This window comes from Duganella sp. Leaf61 (assembly GCF_001421905.1).
GTDB classification, from domain to species: Bacteria; Pseudomonadota; Gammaproteobacteria; order Burkholderiales; family Burkholderiaceae_D; genus Rugamonas; species Rugamonas zoogloeoides.
The window spans coordinates 262,866-281,819 of sequence record NZ_LMLM01000001.1; the positions used below are offsets into that span (position 1 = coordinate 262,866).

At 66.1% G+C, this 18,954-nt stretch carries 16 protein-coding genes; 6 read left to right on the plus strand and 10 right to left on the minus strand.

Features of this window, described 5'->3' with window-relative positions; all coding sequences use genetic code 11:
• Window positions 1-40 precede the first annotated feature (40 nt).
• Complete coding sequence (locus ASF04_RS01110; RefSeq protein ID WP_056138362.1) at window positions 41-1,180, minus strand: MFS transporter; 1,140 nt, start codon at window positions 1,178-1,180, stop codon at window positions 41-43.
• A gap of 229 nt (window positions 1,181-1,409) precedes the next feature.
• On the opposite strand from ASF04_RS01110, the gene ASF04_RS01115 reads away from it, so the two are divergent.
• Both ASF04_RS01115 and ASF04_RS01120 read left to right on the plus strand, forming a co-directional pair.
• The gene (locus ASF04_RS01115; RefSeq protein ID WP_056137534.1) at window positions 1,410-2,330 is read left to right on the plus strand and encodes a LysR family transcriptional regulator; all 921 of its coding nucleotides are present in this window, start codon (window positions 1,410-1,412) and stop codon (window positions 2,328-2,330) included.
• Entirely contained in the window at window positions 2,327-3,760 is a 1,434-nt protein-coding gene (locus ASF04_RS01120; RefSeq protein ID WP_056137535.1) for a DASH family cryptochrome, read from the plus strand. The genes ASF04_RS01115 and ASF04_RS01120 overlap by 4 nt, the downstream gene beginning before the upstream one ends.
• 7 nt (window positions 3,761-3,767) lie before the next feature.
• On the opposite strand, the gene ASF04_RS01125 is transcribed toward ASF04_RS01120, so the two are convergent.
• A complete protein-coding gene (locus ASF04_RS01125) occupies window positions 3,768-4,703 on the minus strand; it encodes an AraC family transcriptional regulator (RefSeq protein WP_082488533.1) in 936 nt (311 codons plus the stop codon).
• Window positions 4,704-4,872: 169 nt separating this feature from the next.
• On the opposite strand from ASF04_RS01125, the gene paoA reads away from it, so the two are divergent.
• The 3 genes from paoA to paoC are packed head-to-tail and all read left to right on the plus strand — an operon-like array spanning window position 4,873 to window position 8,725.
• Window positions 4,873-5,553: an aldehyde dehydrogenase iron-sulfur subunit PaoA gene (paoA, locus tag ASF04_RS01130; RefSeq protein ID WP_056137537.1), complete on the plus strand. Its 681-nt coding sequence runs from the start codon at window positions 4,873-4,875 to the stop codon at window positions 5,551-5,553.
• A complete protein-coding gene (locus tag ASF04_RS01135; RefSeq protein ID WP_056137538.1) occupies window positions 5,550-6,518 on the plus strand; it encodes a xanthine dehydrogenase family protein subunit M in 969 nt (322 codons plus the stop codon). The genes paoA and ASF04_RS01135 overlap by 4 nt, the downstream gene beginning before the upstream one ends.
• Window positions 6,515-8,725, plus strand: coding sequence for an aldehyde oxidoreductase molybdenum-binding subunit PaoC (gene paoC / locus ASF04_RS01140; RefSeq protein WP_056137539.1), 2,211 nt, complete (start codon window positions 6,515-6,517; stop codon window positions 8,723-8,725). Before ASF04_RS01135 ends, paoC begins: the two co-directional genes overlap by 4 nt.
• Window positions 8,726-8,834: 109 nt before the next feature.
• On the opposite strand, the gene ASF04_RS01145 is transcribed toward paoC, so the two are convergent.
• The 6 genes from ASF04_RS01145 to ASF04_RS01170 all read right to left on the minus strand — a co-directional run bounded on the left by ASF04_RS01145 (window position 8,835) and on the right by ASF04_RS01170 (window position 16,131).
• Window positions 8,835-9,524, minus strand: coding sequence for a hypothetical protein (locus ASF04_RS01145; protein WP_056137540.1), 690 nt, complete (start codon window positions 9,522-9,524; stop codon window positions 8,835-8,837).
• A gap of 4 nt (window positions 9,525-9,528) precedes the next feature.
• Window positions 9,529-10,932, minus strand: coding sequence for an alkaline phosphatase (locus ASF04_RS01150; RefSeq protein ID WP_156368503.1), 1,404 nt, complete (start codon window positions 10,930-10,932; stop codon window positions 9,529-9,531).
• 22 nt (window positions 10,933-10,954) lie between these two features.
• The gene (locus ASF04_RS01155; protein WP_056137541.1) at window positions 10,955-12,421 is read right to left on the minus strand and encodes an alkaline phosphatase; all 1,467 of its coding nucleotides are present in this window, start codon (window positions 12,419-12,421) and stop codon (window positions 10,955-10,957) included.
• A gap of 89 nt (window positions 12,422-12,510) precedes the next feature.
• The gene (locus ASF04_RS01160; protein ID WP_056137542.1) at window positions 12,511-13,680 is read right to left on the minus strand and encodes a sensor histidine kinase; all 1,170 of its coding nucleotides are present in this window, start codon (window positions 13,678-13,680) and stop codon (window positions 12,511-12,513) included.
• A 57-nt stretch (window positions 13,681-13,737) separates the two neighbouring features.
• Complete coding sequence (locus ASF04_RS01165; protein WP_056137543.1) at window positions 13,738-14,847, minus strand: mechanosensitive ion channel family protein; 1,110 nt, start codon at window positions 14,845-14,847, stop codon at window positions 13,738-13,740.
• A gap of 189 nt (window positions 14,848-15,036) precedes the next feature.
• Window positions 15,037-16,131, minus strand: coding sequence for a calcium:proton antiporter (locus ASF04_RS01170; RefSeq protein ID WP_056137544.1), 1,095 nt, complete (start codon window positions 16,129-16,131; stop codon window positions 15,037-15,039).
• A 166-nt stretch (window positions 16,132-16,297) separates the two neighbouring features.
• Between ASF04_RS01170 and ASF04_RS01175 the strand changes: the two genes are divergently transcribed.
• Window positions 16,298-17,434 carry a glycoside hydrolase family 43 protein gene (locus ASF04_RS01175; protein WP_056137545.1) on the plus strand — a complete coding sequence of 379 codons (1,137 nt, stop codon included), beginning with the start codon at window positions 16,298-16,300 and terminating at the stop codon, window positions 17,432-17,434.
• Between the two features lie 10 nt (window positions 17,435-17,444).
• On the opposite strand, the gene ASF04_RS01180 is transcribed toward ASF04_RS01175, so the two are convergent.
• Both ASF04_RS01180 and ASF04_RS01185 read right to left on the minus strand, forming a co-directional pair.
• A complete protein-coding gene (locus ASF04_RS01180; RefSeq protein ID WP_056137546.1) occupies window positions 17,445-18,221 on the minus strand; it encodes a PEPxxWA-CTERM sorting domain-containing protein in 777 nt (258 codons plus the stop codon).
• Window positions 18,222-18,569: 348 nt separating this feature from the next.
• Window positions 18,570-18,929, minus strand: a complete 360-nt coding sequence (locus tag ASF04_RS01185) for an isocitrate lyase/phosphoenolpyruvate mutase family protein (protein WP_056137547.1) — start codon at window positions 18,927-18,929, stop codon at window positions 18,570-18,572.
• Between the last annotated feature and the right edge of the window lie 25 nt (window positions 18,930-18,954).

Below are 18,954 nucleotides of genomic sequence, written 5' to 3' on the forward strand. Positions count from 1 at the left end.
CGGTTTCGGAATCGCTGCAAGCCGGTATCGCGTGACGCAGTTACCGCCCCGACGGTAGCGCCTGCGGGGTGGGCTGCACGACAGGCCGGGCCAGCCACGCCACTGCCAGCGACGCCAGCACCAATCCCAGCACCGTCGGCGCAAATGCCTGCACCCCGTACCGGTCGAGCAGCAAGCCGCCCACCAGGCCGCCGCCGGCAATGGCCAGGTTCCAGGCCGTGACCAGCATCGACTGCGCCACGTCGGCCGCCGCGCCGGCAGCATTGTCGAGCGCGGTCTGGAACAGCGTGGGAACGCCGCCGAACGCCGCACCCCACAGCGCCACGGCAAGATACATCATGACCGGCGCCGGCTGCACCGGAACCAGCACCAGCAGCAGTGCCGCTATGGCAAAGACCACGTGGCTGGCAATGGTCAGCGCACGCAGGTGGCGGTCGATCAGCACGCCGGTAATCCAGATGCCGGCCAGCGCACTGACGCCGAACACCAGCAGCACCACGTCGATACGCTCGGCCAGACCGGCGCCGGCCAGCAACGGCGCGATATACGTGTACAGGATGTTGTGAGCCAGCACGAAGACCAGCACCATCCACAACACCGGCCGCACACCGGCCAGCGCCAGCACCGCCCCCAGCGAGCGGCGCGCTCCCGGCGCCTGGCCGGCTACATCGGGCACTTTGCGCCACACCCACAACATCAGCAACAGCGCCAGCGCGCTCATGGCGGCAAAGCACATGCGCCAGCCGATCAGCTTGCCGATAAAGGTGGCCAGCGGCACGCCGAGCGCCAGCGCCAGCGGCGTGCCCACCATCGCCACTGCGATCGCCCTGCCCTTCTGGTGCGGCGGTACCATGCGTGCCGCATAACCGGCCAGCAGCGCCCACAACACGCCGGCCGACACGCCCGCCACCAGCCGTCCCGCCATGATGGCGCCGTAGTGGCTGGAAAAACTGGTCACGCTGTTGGCGACCGCAAAGCCGGCAATCGCCAGCAGCAGCAACGGCCGGCGGCGCCAGCTTTGGGTGAGCGTTACCAGAGGTATTGCCGCCACCAGCGAGCCGATGGCGTAGATCGTCACCATCTGGCCAACCATCGACTCGGACACCGACAGGCTGGCCGCAATCGGCAACAGCAGGCCGGCCGGCAGGGTCTCGGTCAGAATGGTGAGAAAGCCGGCCATGGCGAGGGCCAGCAAGGCGGCCAGCGGCAGTGGGCGGTCCCGGTCCCGGTCCCGGTCCCGGTCCCGGTCCCGGTTCCGGTTCCGGTCGTGGTCATGAGTATGTTCGTGGTCCGGCTTCATGCGCAATCCTCTCTGTAGAAAAGGCGATGATAGGCAGCGCACCAATAAAGAAAAAGTCGGGTACAGTTCCTCGTTCTACGGACAGAACTGTCCGCAATCAGGGAGACGCATGGACAGCTTGACCGGCTTTACGGTATTCGTGACAGTGGCGGAGGCGCGCAGTTTTGTCGCAGCCGGCCGCGCCCTCGGCGTATCGGCTTCGGCGGTGGGGAAAAGCATCGCCCGGCTCGAGGACAAGCTCGGTGTGCGGCTGTTCCACCGCAGCACGCGCAGCATCACGCTGACGGCCGAAGGCACCCTGTTCCTCGAGCGCAGCCGGCGCATCCTGGCCGAGATCGAAGCGGCCGAGCAGGAACTGTCGCAGGCCGCCGGTGCGCCGCAGGGACGGCTGCGCGTGAGCTTGCCGCTGGTGAGCACGCTGGTGCTGCCCGTGTTGAGCGAGTTCATGCGACTGCACCCGGCGGTGCAACTCGACCTCGACTTCACCGACCGCATGGTCGATGTGATCGACGAGGGTTTCGACGCCGTGGTGCGCACCGGCCAGCCCACCGATTCGCGGCTGTCGGCGCGCCAGGTAGGCACGTTCCGCCAGGTGCTGGTGGCCGCTCCCGACTACCTGGCCCGGTGCGGCACGCCGCAGGCGCCGGCCGACCTGCTGCAGCACACCTGTTTGCACTTCCGCTTTCCGCACAACGGCAAGCTCGAGGCGTGGCCGCTGCCTGAGCGCGATGGCCAGGTGCCGTTGCAGCTACCGGCCTCGATGGTCTGCAACAACATCGAAACGCGCGTGTGCTTTGCGCTGCTGGGACGCGGCATCGCGTTCCTGCCGGATTTTTCGATCCACAACATGCTGGCCGACGGCCGCCTGGTGCAGGTGCTGCCGGGCTGCGAGCGCCGCAGCACGTTTCACGTGCTGTGGCCAGCCAGCCGCCACCCGTCGCCCAAGGTGCGGGCGCTGGTGGACTTCCTGTGCGACCATCTGTTCGCGGCATTCCCGACAACGACAAAACAGGAGCATGGCAAACGATGAAAACGGTGTTGTTCTGGTTCCGCAACGACCTGCGCCTGCACGACCAGCCCGCCCTGCAGGCGGCGCTGGCCAGTGGCGCGCGCTACCTGCTGCCGGTGGCGTGCCTGCCGGCGCCCGACGAGCGCGGCGCCTGGGGCTGGGAGCGCGCCAGCCCACAGCGCCGCGCCTGGCGGCATGGCGCGCTGCGCGACCTCGACCGGCAGCTGACCCGCCTCGGCTGCCCGCTGCTGGTATGCGATGGCGATCCGGCCACCGTGCTGCCGGCGTTGGCCGCTGCGGTCGGCGCCACTGAACTCTACTGCGAAGACATCGCCGCCCCCGAGGAACTGCAGCAAGTGGCAGCACTGCGGGCCGCCGGCCTGGCGGTGCATACCACCTGGCAAAGCACGCTACTCGATCCGCAATATCTGCCGTGGACGGTGGACGCGCTGCCGGCCAGTTATACGCCGTTCCGGCAGGCGGTCGAGCGGGCGACCCGCGTCGCTATCCCGGCCATCCCGGCCACATCGGCCGCGGCGGCCACGTCGGCATCATCGGCGACCAAGGCGCCAGTCACTGCGCCACTGGCGGCGCCGTCGGCACTGGCGCCCGCGCCGCTGGCACCTCCCGACGCCCTGCTGCCGTGGCCGCCGGCAACCACCGCAGCCGGTCCTGGCTTGCCCGGCTACCGCGCAGCGCTGCTGCCGGCGCACGTCGATGCGCGGACGGTCGATGCGCGCGCGTCGCTGCCGGCGGGTCTGCAAGGCGGCGAGACGGCCGCACTGGCGCACCTGCACCAGTACCTGCACCGGCGCCTGCCCGACAGCTACAAGCGCACCCGCAACCAGTTACAGGGCGTGGATTTTTCCAGCAAGTGGTCGCCGTGGCTGGCCAATGGCGCGCTGTCGGCGCGGCGCATCGTGGCCGAGTTGCGTGCGTACGAGGCGCAGCACGGCGCCAACGAAGGCACCTACTGGCTGTGGTTCGAACTGCTGTGGCGCGACTACTTCCGCCTGCTGCACTTGCAGCATGGCGTGGCGCTGTACCGCGAACGCGGCCTGTCCACCCGGCGTGCAACGCCGACGCCTGACGCATCCGCTGAGCGCACTGCCAATCTCACCCGCTGGCGCCACGGCGCAACCGGCCAGCCGCTGGTGGACGCCGCCATGCGCGAACTGCTGCACACGGGCTACCTGAGCAACCGCCTGCGCCAGGTCGTCGCCAGCTTCCTGCTGGGCGAGTTGCAGGGCGACTGGCGCGCCGGCGCCGCGTGGTTCGAATCGCGCCTGGTCGATTACGACGTCTACAGCAACCAGGGCAACTGGCTGTACATCGCCGGACGCGGCACCGACCCGCGCGGCGGGCGGCACTTCAACCTCGAGAAGCAGACCGCCGAGCATGATCCCGACGGCGTCTATCGCCGGTTGTGGACCGAGGGGGAGTCGGCATAGAGCGCTGTTACGGAAAACGCGGCCGGGCAGTGGGCGAGCGTAACTGGTCGAGGCGAGCGCGCACATCGCGCATCGGCGAGCAGCCGAACACGCGGCTGTATTCGCGGTTGAACTGGCTGGCGCTCTCGTAGCCGACCTCGAACGCGGCGCTGGCCGCGTCCAGGCCATCGATCAGCATGCGCCGCCGCGCTTCGTGCAGGCGCAGCTGTTTCTGGTATTGCAGCGGACTCATCGACGTCAAGCGGCGGAAATGGTGGTGCAGGGTCGAGACACCCATGCCAGCCTGCTGCGCCAGTTGCTCAATGCGCAGCGGCTCGGTGTAATGCTCGCGGATCCAGTCCACCGCGCGCACCGTGCGGTCGCTGTCGCCGCCGGTGGTGGCAATTGCGCGCAAACGCGCGCCTGCTGCGCTGTGCAGCACGCGATAGATGATTTCCCGCTGCAGTAGGTCACTGAGAAACGCCGACGGCTCATGCGACCCGAGCAGATCGAGCATGCGGCCAAAGGCCGCCGCCAGTTCCACCGTCACGGCCCCGGTGCCCATGCCACACGTATCCGGTGCTGCGGCACCGGTCATATCCGTCATTAACGGCGTACTGACCAGCACCTCGCGTACCAGGCGGATATCGAGCGCCAGCCGCAAGCACATATACGGCGCGGCCACGCTGGCATCGAGCACTTCGCTGCTGACCGGCAAGTCGATGGCGGTCACCAAAAAGCGCGAGCGGTCATAGACAAAACTGTGCTGCCCCAGGTGCACCCGCTTGCTCCCCTGCACCACCAGCGCAATGCTGGGCAGGTACTGGGCCGGCGCCGGCGGCGTCGGCTCCAGGTGGCGGTAAAGCGTGAGCGCGGCGATGCCGGTCGGATTTTCGACGGCGCCCACCAGCGGCGCGCTTTTTCGTACCAGCTCGGCACACAATGATTCGATTGTTTTATCCATGGTGGAGGCAATCATAGCGACTGGCGCCCCCGGCTGGCTACAGGATTCGCCGGCGCCAGAGGATCAGGCAAGCGACGTAGAGGAACGGGATACCGCCGCCCCCGCCCAGGCGGCACACTGGTCCGGTCAGCCGGGCCTTGCCCGGCATCCCCGAACCATGGAGCCCCAGATGCCAGACTTGCCGATATCAACCGCGCCAACCTCCCCAAACATCGATCGCCGCACCTTCATTGCTACCAGCTCCGGCGCCGTGGCCGCCAGCATGCTGCCCGGTCGCGCCCAGGCCGACGGCGCGCGACAGGCCGCAGGCCAGAACCCGGCCACGGGCGGCGCCGTTGTCACCGCCAACACCACGCTCACCGTGAACGGCAAGCAACATCAGCTCGACCTCGACACCCGCGTCACCCTGCTCGACGCCTTGCGCGAACACCTGCACCTGACCGGCACCAAGAAAGGCTGCGACCACGGCCAGTGCGGCGCCTGCACGGTACTGGTCGATGGCCGCCGCATCAACTCCTGCCTGAGCCTGGCCGTCATGCACGACGGCGACCAGGTCACCACCATCGAAGGCCTGGGCACGCCCGACCAACTGCACGCGATGCAGGCGGCATTCGTCAAGCACGACGGCTACCAGTGCGGCTACTGTACGCCCGGCCAGATCTGTTCGGCCGTGGCCACGCTCGACGAGCTCGCGCGCGGCGTACCGAGCCACGTCACCGCCGACCTCACCGCCGCGCCGCTCTTGAGCGCCGCAGAACTGCGCGAGCGCATGAGCGGCAATATCTGCCGCTGCGGCGCCTATTCCAACATCATCGACGCCATCACCGACGTGGCCGGGAGCCGCGCATGAAAGCCTTCACCTACGAACGCGCGCGCACCCCGGCCGAAGCGGCGGCCGCCATCGTCCGCACCCCGGGCGCGCGCTTTATTGCCGGCGGCACCAACCTGCTCGACCTGATGAAGCTGGAAATTGACACCCCGGCACACCTGGTGGACGTCAACCACATCGGCCTCGACCAGATTGCCGCCACGCCGGACGGCGGCCTGCGCATCGGCGCACTGGTGCGCAACACGGAACTCGCTGCCGACGCCACCGTGCGGCGCGGCTACGGCGTGCTGTCGCGCGCACTGCTGGCCGGCGCCTCGGCCCAGCTGCGCAACAAGGCCACCACGGCCGGCAACCTGCTGCAACGCACGCGCTGCCCGTATTTCTATGACACCAACCAGGCCTGCAACAAGCGCCAGCCCGGCAGCGGCTGCGCCGCCGTCGGCGGTTTTACCCGGGGCCTGGCCATCATCGGCCACAGCGACGCCTGCCTGGCCACTCACCCGAGCGACATGGCCGTGGCCATGCGCGCGCTCGATGCGGTGGTGGAAACCGTGCGCGCCGACGGCGCCACGCGCCGCATTGCAATCGCCGATTTTTATCGGCTGCCCGGCAACGCGCCCGAGCGCGACACCAACCTCGCACCCGGCGAACTGGTTACCTCGGTAGTGCTGCCGCCGCCAGTGGGCGGCCAGCATTTCTACCGCAAGGTGCGCGACCGCGCCTCGTATGCATTCGCGCTGGTGTCGGTGGCGGCCATCGTCCAGCAGGACGGCAGCGGGCGCGTGGCGCTGGGCGGCGTCGCCCACCAGCCGTGGCGCCGCCAGGAAGCCGACAGCGCCCTGCCGCAAGGCGCCAGGGCCGCCATGGCGCGCCTGCTGGAGGGCGCCAGACCGACTGAAGACAACAGCTACAAGGCAGTGCTGGCCGAACGCACGCTGCACGCCATTCTCGATCAGGCCAACCCGCAAGCCAAGGAACCCGCATGAAATTCGACAAACCCGCCACCACCAGTCCGATCGACCAGCTCAAGGTGGTCGGCAAGCCCCTCTCGCGAGTGGAAGGATTGCTCAAGGTCACCGGCACAGCCACTTACGCCTACGAGCAGCACGCCGCCGCGCCGAACGCCGCCTACGGCTACGTGCTGGGCGCGGCGATTCCCAAGGGCCGCATCGACAGCATCGACATTACCCGCGCCCGCGCCGCGCCCGGCGTGCTGGCCGTGGTCACGGCCGCCAATGCCGGCCAGCTGGGCAAGGGCGAGTTCTACGCCGCCCGCGCGCTGGCCGGTCCCGACGTCGAGCATTACCACCAGGCCGTGGCGCTGGTAGTGGCCGAGACGTTCGAGCAGGCGCGCGCCGCCGCGCAACTGGTCGATGTGCGCTACACGCGCACCGCCGGCGCCTTCGATCTGGCCGCGGCCAGGGACGGCGCGCCAGCACCGAAGGCAGCCAAATTCGCGCCGCCGCCCGAAACCGGCATCGGCGACTTCGACTCCGCCTATGCCCAGGCCACGGTCAGGCTAGACCGGCAATACACCACGCCCGACCAGGCCCACGCCATGATGGAGCCGCATGCCAGCATCTCCGCCTGGCACGGCGCCCAGCTCACGCTCTGGACCTCGATCCAGCAAATCAACTGGGGCCGGCGCGACCTGGCCAAAACGCTCGGCATCGCGGCAGACAATGTGCGGCTGGTGTCACCGTACATCGGCGGCGGTTTCGGCGGCAAGGGCACCATCCTGTGCGACGCCGTGCTGGCTGCGCTCGGGGCCCGCGCAGCCGGCCGGCCGGTCAAGCTGGCGTTGCAACGCCCGCTGATGTTCAACAACGTCACCCACCGTCCGGCCACCATCCAGCGCCTGCGCATCGGCGCCACCGAAAGCGGAAAAATCGTTGCCATCGGCCACGAAAGCTGGTCCGGCAATATTGCCGGCGGCCGGCCCGAGGCAGCCACCGCCGCCACCCGCCTGCTGTACGCGGGCGCCCACCGCATGACACGGCTGCGCCTGGCGCACCTGGACCTGGCCGAAGGCAGCGCCATGCGCGCACCGGGCGAAGCGCCCGGCATGATGGCGCTGGAAATCGCCATCGATGAACTGGCCGAACAGCTGCAGCTCGATCCCATCGAACTGCGCATCCGCAACGACACCCAGGTCGATCCAGAAAACCCCAAGCGGCCGTTCTCCCAGCGCCAGCTGGTGCAATGCCTGCGCACCGGTGCCGAGCGCTTCGGCTGGCAGAACCGGCCGGAACGCCCGGCCAGCCGCCGCGACGGTCACTGGCTGGTCGGCTACGGCGTGGCCGCCGCCATCCGCGGCGCGCCGATCACCACGTCGGCCGCGCGCGTGCGGCTCGACCGGCGCGGCATGGTGACGGTGGAAACCGACATGACCGATATCGGCACCGGCAGCTACACCATCATCGCCCAGACCGCCGCCGAGATGATGGGCGTGACGGTCGGGCAGGTAGTGGTCAGGCTGGGCGACTCGAACTTCCCGGAATCGTCCGGCTCCGGCGGCCAGTGGGGCGCGGCATCCTCGACGGCAGGCGTGTATGCGGCGTGCATCAAGCTGCGCGAGGCGGTGGCCAGGCAGCTCGGGTTCAAGGCCGACGATGCCACCTTTGCCGACGGCCAGGTGCGCTGGGGTGGCCGCAGCGTGCCGCTGGCCTATGCTGCACGCACGCGCGATCTGGTGGGCGAAGACAAGATGGAATACGGCGAGCTGTCGAAACAGTTTGCGCAGCAGACTTTCGGCGCGCATTTCGTCGAAGTGGCGGTCGATGCGGCCACCGGCGAGGTGCGCGTCCGCCGCATGCTGGCCGTGTGCGCGGCCGGCCGCATATTGAATCCCAAGACCGCGCGCAGCCAGATCATCGGCGGCATGACCATGGGCGCCGGCGCGGCGCTGATGGAAGACATGGTGGTCGATCACCAGCGCGGCTTCTTCGTGAACCACGACCTGGCCGGCTACGAAGTGCCGGTCCACGCCGACATCCCCCACCTCGATGCGATCTTCCTCGACGAGGTCGATCCCACCATGAGTCCCTTGAAGGCCAAGGGCGTGGGCGAGCTGGGCATCAGCGGCGCGGCAGCGGCAATCGCCAACGCCATCTACAACGCTACCGGCGTGCGGGTACGCGATTACCCGATCACGCTCGACAAGCTGATCGACAATTTGCCCAGCCCTGTCTGATCTGGAGCTGGAGCGCCCGAAAAGCCTCCAGGGCAAGGCGCAGCGACGAAGACAGTACGCTAGTACGGCGAGGAGCTGCAACGCCGCCATGGAGGCTTTTCGGGCGCTCCTAATCGAGGAAATCAGCGAATTCTCGCTGGGCATATCCTTGTAATTTGGTCCACGGCGCTGGAGCCGCGCCGGCGCGGGCGGTGACATCCACGCGGCGATAGAAGGTGCCGGCCTTGTCGCCGCTTTCTATCGTCACCGGAATCTGGCGCTGCTCGTCCCACAGCACGCGCTGGTACACGCCGTTGTCCTCGCGCTCCCGCCACTTCGCGCCGGGCGTGCTGCTGGCGCGGTTAGTGATGGCCATGGTTTTCAGCAGGCGCGGATCGAGCAGGTAGAACGCGCGGTCCCACGAACCGTCGAAGTTGACGTTGTCGAACTCGGTGGCGGGGATGGCGATCACCGCCTTCTCTTTCACATCGACAAACTCCAGGCGCGGCGTCTTGCCGGCGTTGATCACGTGGCGCGGCATGGCGATGTGGTTGAGGCCGTGGCGATGACCACCCTCCTCATGTTTATGCGGCGCCGCATGCGCCGGCAGCACCCGCGCACTCCACACGTGGCCGGGGCGGCGCAGCATGGTTTCCTCGTAGCGCGCCTCGCGGGTGACGCCGTCGGGGGTGACGGTTTTGCTGTAGTAGGCAATCGCCAGGTCGAGGTCGGGTGCGGTGGCCGGTGCATTGGCAACGGCGTGCACAGTACCGGCCACGCACAGCGTGGCCAGCAGCAGGGAGATGCGCAAATTGCTCATCAACTCAGAACCCGAACGCCGTTTTCAACAAACCAAACACCTTGGTGTTATCGAGCGTGCCCTTGAACGGCTTGGCGCCGGCGCCGGTAGCAAACAGTTTTACATCGCCACCACCGTGGGTTTCGCTCGACAGGCGCACGCCGGTCTCCTGCAGGTAGTTATCGGCCAGCACCGTGGTGCTGTCGAGGTTGTCGCGCAGGTTCGGGCGGTTCGGGCCGTTGCCGAACACCAGGGTGGTGTAGGTCTTGCCATCGGCATCCCTGGCCGGCTGGCCGTCGCGGTAACCACGGTTGATGTCGAGGATGGGGTTGCCGCGTTTGCCGTAGCCGTTGAACGCCAGCGTGTGGTCATGGTCGGCGGTGACCACGATCAGGGTGTTGGCCAGGGTCGGGTCGGTCAGTCTGGCCTTGGCCAGCGCCGCCTTGATGGCGTCGTCGAATGCAATGGTGTCAGTCAGCGCGCGCTTGGCGTTGGTGCCGTGCAGCGCGTGGTCGATGCGGCCGCCTTCCACCACCAGGAAGTAGCCGTTGGTGTTTTGCGCCAGCAGGTCCATTGCCTTGACCGTCATCTCGGCCAGGCTCGGTTGCGACGCGCCCTCGCCCAGCGGCGGCGTGGCGGTGCGATCGAGTTCGTATTCGAGGTGGCTGCGGGTGCTGTACAGGCCGATGAATTTCTTGCCGGTGGCAGCATTCATCTCGGTCTTGTTGGCAGCGACCGTGTAGCCCTTGGCGGCCAGTTCGGTCAACAGGTTGCGGCCGTCGGCGCGGCCGGTAGTGTTGCCGGCGCCATAAGGCGTGAAGTGGTTGCGCCCGCCGCCCATCAGCACATCGACGCCATCGCCCAGGGCGGTATTGAAACCGGCGCCGCCCGGCACCAGTTGCGCGGCAATGTGGTACTGCGCATTGCGGTTGCAGATGTGCGACCAGGCCGTGGCCGGGGTGGCGTGGGTCAGCTCGGTGGTGGTAATCGTGCCCACGGCCTTGCCCTTGGCCTTGGCCAGTTCCAGGATGGTGGGGGCGGCCGTGCCGTTGGTGGCGGCGCAGTTGTTCACGCCGAGGTTGCCGTTGGCGTCGCGGCCCGGGTTGGTGGCGACCGTTTCGGCGGACATCGAGATTACCTCGTTGTTCATTTTCACGCCGGTCATGTAGGCGGCCATCGACGGTGCGCTGTCGGTGGTCTGGGCGTCGGCCGAGAAGGTCTTGATGCGCGCGGTACGCTCGAGCGTGTCCATGGTCAGGCTGCCGTCTTCGCCGTACTTGTAGATGCGCGCGGCGGTAATCGTGGTGGGGCCCATGCCGTCACCGAGGAAGAAGATGATGTTCTTGGCTTCGCCGGCCGCATGCGCTGGCAGGGTAAAGGAGGTAGCAAGGCCCAGGGCCAGGCTGGCCGCGATCAGGGTAGGTTTCATGTCTGGTATCCGTGTGAAAGTTTTACAGGCCGGAGGCGGTCTTGACCAGGCTAAACACCTTGGTGTTGTCGATGGTGCCGGTGAAGTTTTCGGCGCCCTTGCCGATCGCGCCCAGGAACACGTCGGTGCCGCCGTGGGTCTCGCTGCCCACCGCCACGCGCACTACTGCCTCCTGGTGATAGGTATTGGCGCTGGTCACGCTCTCGTCCAGGCTGGCCATGCTGCTGCGGTTGCCCTGGGTGCGGTTTTCGCCATTGCCGAAGCCGATGATCGAGTACGGCGCACCGTCGAGGTCCTTGTCCACCGCGCCGGTCACGTAGTTTTTCACCACGCCCAGCACGCCGGCATTGCCGGCGGTGGTTTTGCCGGTGCGCTTGGCGTAGCCGTTCAGGACCAGCGTGTGGTCATGGTCGGCGGTCACCACGATCAGGGTGTTTTTCAGGTCCGGGTCGGCGATGCGGGCCTTGGCCAGCACGGCCTTGATGGCGTTGTCGAACGCCACCATGTCGTGCAGGGCTTTCTTGGCCGTGGTTTCGTGCAGCGCGTGGTCGATGCGGCCGCCCTCCACCATCAGGAAGTAACCCTTGCTGTTCTTGGCCAGCACGTCCATGGCCTTGGTGGCCATTTCGGCCAGGCTCGGCTCCTTGGCCGGGTCACGGTCGAGGTCGTAGCTCATGTGGCTCGACGAGAACAGGCCCAGCAGGCGGGTGGTCTTGCTGGCGTCGATCGCGTTCAGCTCGGTGACATTGCTGACGTACGTGGCGTTTTTTGCTTTCGATTCGTCGATCAGGTTGCGGCCGTCGCTGCGCTTGCCGCCGGCGGCGACCGGCACGAAGAACTGGCTGCCGCCGCCGAGCATCACGTCCAGGCCCGTGCCCAGCGCGGCATTGAAACCGGAGCCGCCCGGCACCGACGCGGCGGCGATATCGTTTTCCAGGTCGCGGTGGCAGATGTGGGCGTAGGTGGCGGCCGGGGTGGCGTGGGTGACGCGGGTGGTGGTGACCACGCCGGTAGCCATGCCCTGCGTCTTGGCTTGTTCGAGCAGGGTCGGCACCGCCGTGCCATTGCTGGCGCCGCAGTTGTTGCCGAGCTTGTTACCGTTGGCGTCGTTGACGGGATCGACGGCAATCGTGTTGGCCGACATCGAGATCACTTCGTTGTTCATTTTGACGCCGGTCATGTAGGCGGCCATCGACGGCGCGCTGTCGGTCACTTGCGCGTCGTTGGAGTAGGTCTTCACGAACGCCGATTCCGGCAGCGTATCGACGGTCAGGTCGCCGTCTTCACCGACGGCGTAGATGCGGGCGGCGGTCATGGTGGTCATGCCCATGCCGTCGCCGAGGAAGAAGATCACGTTCTTGGGCGCGGCAGCCACCGGGGTGGTGGGCGCGGTCTCGTTGACAGGAGTGGAATCGCTGCTGCAGCCAGCCAGCAGGGCGGCGGTCAGGCCGGCAACGAGCAGCGGCTTGCACAAGGAGTTGCGGTTCATGGTGTGTGTATCCGGCAATCGTTTTAAAGATTTGCAAGATAACAATTCCGTATTACCGCCTCATGACAAGATGAGGCTGCTCTACAACATCAGGCAGCGTGCAGACCACTGCGGTGCAGCGGCAGGGTGACGCTGAACGTGGTGCCGTCCTGCTCGCCGGAGACGACCTCGATGCGCCCGCCGTGGGCCTGGGCAATCTGGCGCGCGATGTACAGGCCGATGCCCAGGCTGGTGTGCTCGCCTGCGTCCGCACCGCCCTGCTGGGTGATGCGCACCAGCGGATCGAAAATACCGGCAATCTTGTCGGCCGGAATGGCGGGACCGGCATTGTTGATGCTGATGACGATGTCGTTGCCGGCGTCCGCCAGCACAGTGACGGCCACCGGCGTATCCACCAGCCCGTACTGGATGGCGTTGCCGATCAGGTTGGACAGCATTTGCGCGATGCGGCCATTGTCGATCATCGTCATCACGCTGCCCGGAACCTGCAGCGCGATCTGGCGTTCCGGGTGGAAGGTGCGCAGTTCTTCGACCACCTGGCGGCTGATGATGGCCAGGTCGCCGTGGCGGGTATCGATCGGCATATTGGCGCCGAAGTGGGTGCGGGTGTAATCGATCAGGTCGTTGACCAGGCTGCTCATGCGCCTGGCGCTGCTGTTCATGCGGGTAGCCGCCAGCGCGTACTTGTGCGGAATATCGTTGGCCTGCATCAGGAAGCTCGACCCCATCACCACCGCGCCAAGCGGATTGCGCAGGTCGTGGCCGAGGATGGCCAGGAACATGTTCTGCGACTTTTTGACCAGGTATTCGTAGCGCGCCACCGATTCGGCCAGCGCCTGGTCGATCGCCTCGTTAAAGCGCGTCATGTCGGCGCTGTCGGTGTCGCGGTCTTCCCTGGTAAACGCATCCCACAGCGCCAGCACGCTCGAACGCAGCGCGCGGTATTCCGACACCAGTTGCACGACGGTGTAACCGGACAGCAGGCGCGCCTCCGCGTGGGTTTCGGACGCGGTGTCCCGGTGGCCGTTTTCACGCTCGCGCTCGCCCAGCCCCTGCGACTTGGCCACGCGCTCCTGTTCCGATTGCGGCTGGTCGAGGTCGTCGGCCACGGCCAGCAGCATTTGCCGCGCGTGGTCGCGCAGTTCGACATCGTCCATGGTGAGCGCCGGTGGCTCGACCGTGCGGGCGAAATCTTCCCAGGCCTGCAGGATCGCTTCGATATTGCTGCGGATAAAATCGGCAAGCCGGAGGTGTGCCATGGAAGCTTGCCTTTCAGGTGCCCGAGTCCGCGCCATTCGCATCGAAGGGGTCATCGATCATACCACCTGCTGCGGCGCGCCACGCTGCGGGGCAAGGCCTGCCGTATCGCCATCGAGCACTACCCGGCGCGACGCCATGCTGGTGCTGATGCCCATGTCGGCAAAGCGCTCCATGGTGGCCAGCAGTATGGTCTGCTGGGTATCCATGTACACCAGGTAGTTGGACGTGAGCACAAAAAACACCAGCTCGTATTCGATTGCCTCGGGCGTGACCGCTTTCAGGTGCACGCGGTCGCAGCGGATGTCGGGCTGGGCCTCGACGATGGTGCGGATCATGGCCGGCACCTGGCCCGCCAGCGCAGCCGGGGTTTCCGGGTTGATGCGGAAAGACATGACGATGCGGCGCGTGGCCATGCGCTTGTAGTTGCGCAGCACGTTTTTCAGCAGGTCGGTGTTCGATACCACGATCTGTTCGCCGCTGTCGGCGCGGATGCGCGTGGTTTTCAGGCCCACGTGTTCCACGGTGCCGGACACGCCCAGCACATTGATGGCGTCGCCCACCTCGAATGGCTTGTCCACCGCGATCGACAGCGACGCAAACAGGTCGCCGAGAATGTTCTGCGCAGCCAGTGCGATGGCAATACCGCCGATACCGAGACTGGCAATGAACGTGGTGATATTGATGCCGGCATTGGACAACACCGACAGCAGCAGCAAGGTCCACAACAGCGTCTTGATGGCGCCGCTGACCAGCGTGTTGGCCACCGTGAGCGGCGCGTCGGCGTCATCGGACTGGCTGCGGAAGTAGCGGCGGATGCCGATGGTGAGGGCGCGCGTGAGGTAGATCGTCACCTGCACGCCGATCACGATGAACCACAAGTGGTCGATGCGCTGGTTCCACACGGCGCCGAAATCGAGCACCGTCAGCGCCGCCAGCACGGCGATCAGGAGAATGACGAAGTTGCTGGTGCTGGCCACCGTGGCGCTGAGCACCTCGGCCAGCGGGCGCTGGGCATGGGCGCCGGCCGCCATATGGGCCAGGCGCCGCCGCACGAAGATCTGCAAGCCGTGCAGCAGGAAAAACACCACTGTGCCGACCACGGCAGCCACGATCCAGTCTTCGAGGGCGATGCTGGTGAGCCAGGGGCTCAATTGGTAATGGTTCAATACGGGCTCCAGTGCTTGAGTTGGCTAGATGGTAACCCCCTCAGCACTAACGAGCCCGCACTTTTCCGTAAGGAACCTCTAAAACCGTAGCGAGCGGTTCGTTATCGTCGCGAGTAGCGGAAGCGTACGGAGGTACGCTGAGCAACGGAGCGGCGATAGCGGGCCGCGCAGTAGGTTTTCGAGATTCCTTTAGGGAACGATTGCTGTGAACAAATAAACTGCAAAGATTACCAGGTGCACCGTACCCTGCATCACCGTGGTGCGGCCAGTCCCCAGCGACAGCGTGGCGACGATCAGCGACAGCAACAGCAACACGCTGGACTTCACATCGATACCGAGCGACAGGGTCCAGCCGGTCATCAGCGAGACCACGGCCACGGCGGGAATCGTCAGGCCGATACTGGCCAGCGCCGAGCCGAGCGCCAGGTTCAGGCTGGTTTGCAGGCGGTTGGCGCGTGCGGCGTGGAAGGCGGCGATACCTTCCGGCAGCAGCACCACGGCAGCAATGATGATGCCGACCACGGCCTTCGGCGCACCGAGCTTGAGCACGGTTGCTTCAAGCACAGGCGACAGCATCTTGGCCAGCAGTACCACGCTGGCCAGGCAGGCCAGCAGCAAGGCGGCCGACAGCCAGGTCATTTTCAGTGGCGGCGGCGGCGCGTGGGTGTCTTCGTCGTTGGTGGCCACTTCCGGCAGGAAGTAATCGCGGTGACGCACGGTCTGCACCAGCACGAACGTGCCATAGAGCACCAGCGACACCAGCGCGATGAAGCCGAGCTGGCTGGCACTGTACGACGGGCCGGGCACGGTGGTGGTGTAGTTGGGCAAGACCATGGTGAGGATCGAAATCGCCGCCAGCGTGGTCAGCGCGGCCGACACGCCCGACAGGGTAAACGTCTGCTCGCCGTGGCGCTTGGCGCCGGCCAGCAGGCACAGGCCCAGCATGCCGTTGAGGATGATCATCACGGCCGCGAACACGGTATCGCGCGCCAGTCCGGCGGTCGCTTCGCCGCCGGCAATCATCAGCGAGACGATCAGCGCCACCTCGATGGCAGTCACCGCAATCGCCAGCACCAGCGTGCCATACGGCTCGCCCACCTTGTGCGCCACCACCTCGGCGTGGAACACGGCCGCCAGCACGCCGGCAAACAGGCCCGCCACCAGCAGCAAGGTATAGACCTGGCCGACGATGTCCTGCGCGCCCATCGCCTGGCCGGCGATCAGCAACCAGGCGATCACCGGCGAGGCGATCGACCATATGGGCAAAGACTTCGATATTTTCACTATGACACTCCCGTGCTTGACTCTGGAAAGTGCATTGTAACTGCTGCATGCTTGCGCAATAAACAAACCGATAACCAAAATCGCGCGGGCGATGAAAATCCGGCGAAGCGGGCAGCCGGGGCAGCCACCCGTGGTATGGTCCGAAAAAAATGCTACGGAGACAGACATGAAGCGCAGGGAAATGACCAAGGCCATCGCGGCCGGGCTGATGATGCCGTTTGCCTTTTGCCAGCAACACGCCCAGGCTCAAAGCCAGCCGGCCGCCGCCGGCCGCCAGTTGCGCATCGTGCCCGCCATTGCGCCGGTAGCCGGCACCCGCGCCCCGGCCGAGCAGGACATGCAAGCCTACCTGTTCGTCTATTTCAAGGACGAAACCCACTCGGTCCACTTCGCCACGTCCACCGACGGCTACACTTTTACCGACATCAACGACGGCCAGCCGGTATTACCGGGCGAGGGCCTGGGCGAGCAGCAAGGCGTGCGCGACCCGCACCTGATGCGCGGCCCCGACAACGCTTTTTATATGTCGATGACCGACCTGCACATCTACGCGCGCGACGCCGGCCTGCGCAGCACCGAATGGGAACGCCCGGGCGAAGCCTACGGCTGGGGCAACAACCGCGCGCTGATCCTGATGAAATCGTACGACCTGGTCAACTGGACCCACGCGCTGGTGCGCATCGATCAACTGTTCCCGGCCGACTACGCCGACATCGGCGCCGCCTGGGCGCCGCAAACCATTTTCGATGCCGAAAAAAACCAGCTGATGGTGTACTTCACCACCCGCCACAAGGGCGGCCAGAACTACCTGGTGTACTCGTATGCCAACGCCGCCTACACCACGCTCGAGACCACACCACAGCAGCTGTTCCACTACCCTGACCAGACCAAGAGCACCATCGACGGCGACATCACCAGGGTGGGCAACAAGTACCACCTGTTCTACGTCGCCCACGACGCCCCGAACGGCCTGCGCCACGCGGTGTCGGACCGCATCAACACCGGCTACCAGTTCGACCCGCGCAAGATCGATCCCGAAACTGTGGCCTGCGAAGCGCCGATGGTCTGGCGCCGCATCGGCAGCAAGAACTACGTGCTGATGTACGACGTGTTCGGCCTCAAGCCGAACAACATGGGCTTTTCCGAAACCGCCGACTTCACCACCTTCAAGAACCTGGGCCGCTTCAACGACGCCGGCTCACCGATGCGCGCCACCAATTTTTCCGGCCCCAAGCATGGCTCGGTGATGCATCTCACGGCGGCGGAACTGGCGCGCCTCAAGGCGCATTTCGCCCGAGCCTGACTACTGGCAGTTACGCCGCCAGCGTGCCGGCACCAGGCACTGCGCGGGACTGCTGGCGCCGACGCATCCAGCCGACCAGGCCCAGGCCGCCGATCATCATGGCGTAGGTGGACGGTTCCGGCACGGCGGTGACCGAGATATTGTCGACGGCGACGTCAAAGTTGGTGAAGCCGTACATATAGCCGGGTACGAAAGTCCCGAACACCACTTCGTCCACGCTGGCCAGCACGTCGGCAAAACTGCGGCCTTCTGGCAGCCTGGGTCCGGCGCCGTCGTCGGTGGAGCCATAGCCGCCCCAGCCCGCCGGCAAGCCGGTGGCGGTCGGGTCGGCGATGGTGACCGACAGGTGCTGCCAGTCCTGGGTGGCGTCGATGGTGCCGAGCTTGTACCACACGCTCGAGTACGGCATGCCGGCCGGCGTGTTGCCGTAGTCGCGCAGCTCCACCACCACGTCGCGCGCAACGTCCTGGTTGAAATACTTGATCTCGTTGGCCTTGATGTCGAGGCCCAGCGTCACCGGCCCCTTGGCCGAGTAATCGCCAAGAAAGGCGGCGTTGGTGGTGGTGCCGAACGAAATGCCGAAGTTTTCAATCACCGTGCGCAGCGCCGGCGCGCCATGGCCCATGCTGGTATCGATGCCGGAACCGCCATTGCCATCCGCCGCTTCCAGGCCGTACCAGCCTTCGTTACCATTGGAAAAATCCACTGTCGTGGAACCACCGGCCGCGCAGGCGGCGCTACCAGCCAGGGCCAACATTACCGCCATCATTGCTTTGTTCAAAGTCATGAGTCTTCCTTTGTCAGTTGGAGGGAGAACAGGCCACCGGCCGCCGAAAACTTGTGATCTCCGGAGAGCCGGTGCAGGACCAGTTTGTTGTCGTTCCATCCAGCAGTCAAAGACTATGAGTCACAAATTTGTAACCAAAATGTAACCATTGAACGAGTAAATTGCCTTACCCCTACTATGCGTTCTATTTGGTAACGGGTACGAAAGTGACCGACAGTATTGATTCCGACGTTACCCGCTGCGATGGCGGGCCGTGCCATCGAAATGCACCAAGGCGAGCTACGCGCAGTTCTGCACAATCGCCCGCAACGTCCATCGCACGTTGCATGTCACCTTTTTGCCACAGCGTTAATGCGCAGACGGATGATACAAAGCCTGTAACTGGCCATACGGCATAGCCTGCGCCACCAGCGGACCGGCGTTGCCGGTGGCGAGGAAGTCGCGGCCCATTCCGGCAGCGACTGCCCACAACGCTTGCGGAATGCCGGAGCCGGCGCTCAGGCGGCACACGCCCAGCTGCATGAGCGTGTCGGCGTCCGGCACGCCCGGCCAGTCCATCACGTTGACCGGCAAGGCCACTGCCGCGACCACCTGCGCAATCTCATCGGGCTTGACGATGCCGGCCACGAACAGGCCGTCGGCGCCGGCCGCCTGGTACAGCGCCGCGCGGCGCACCGAGGCTTTCGAACAGCCGCGCGCTGCCCGCATCCCAGGCGTTGGGCAGGTGCAGCAA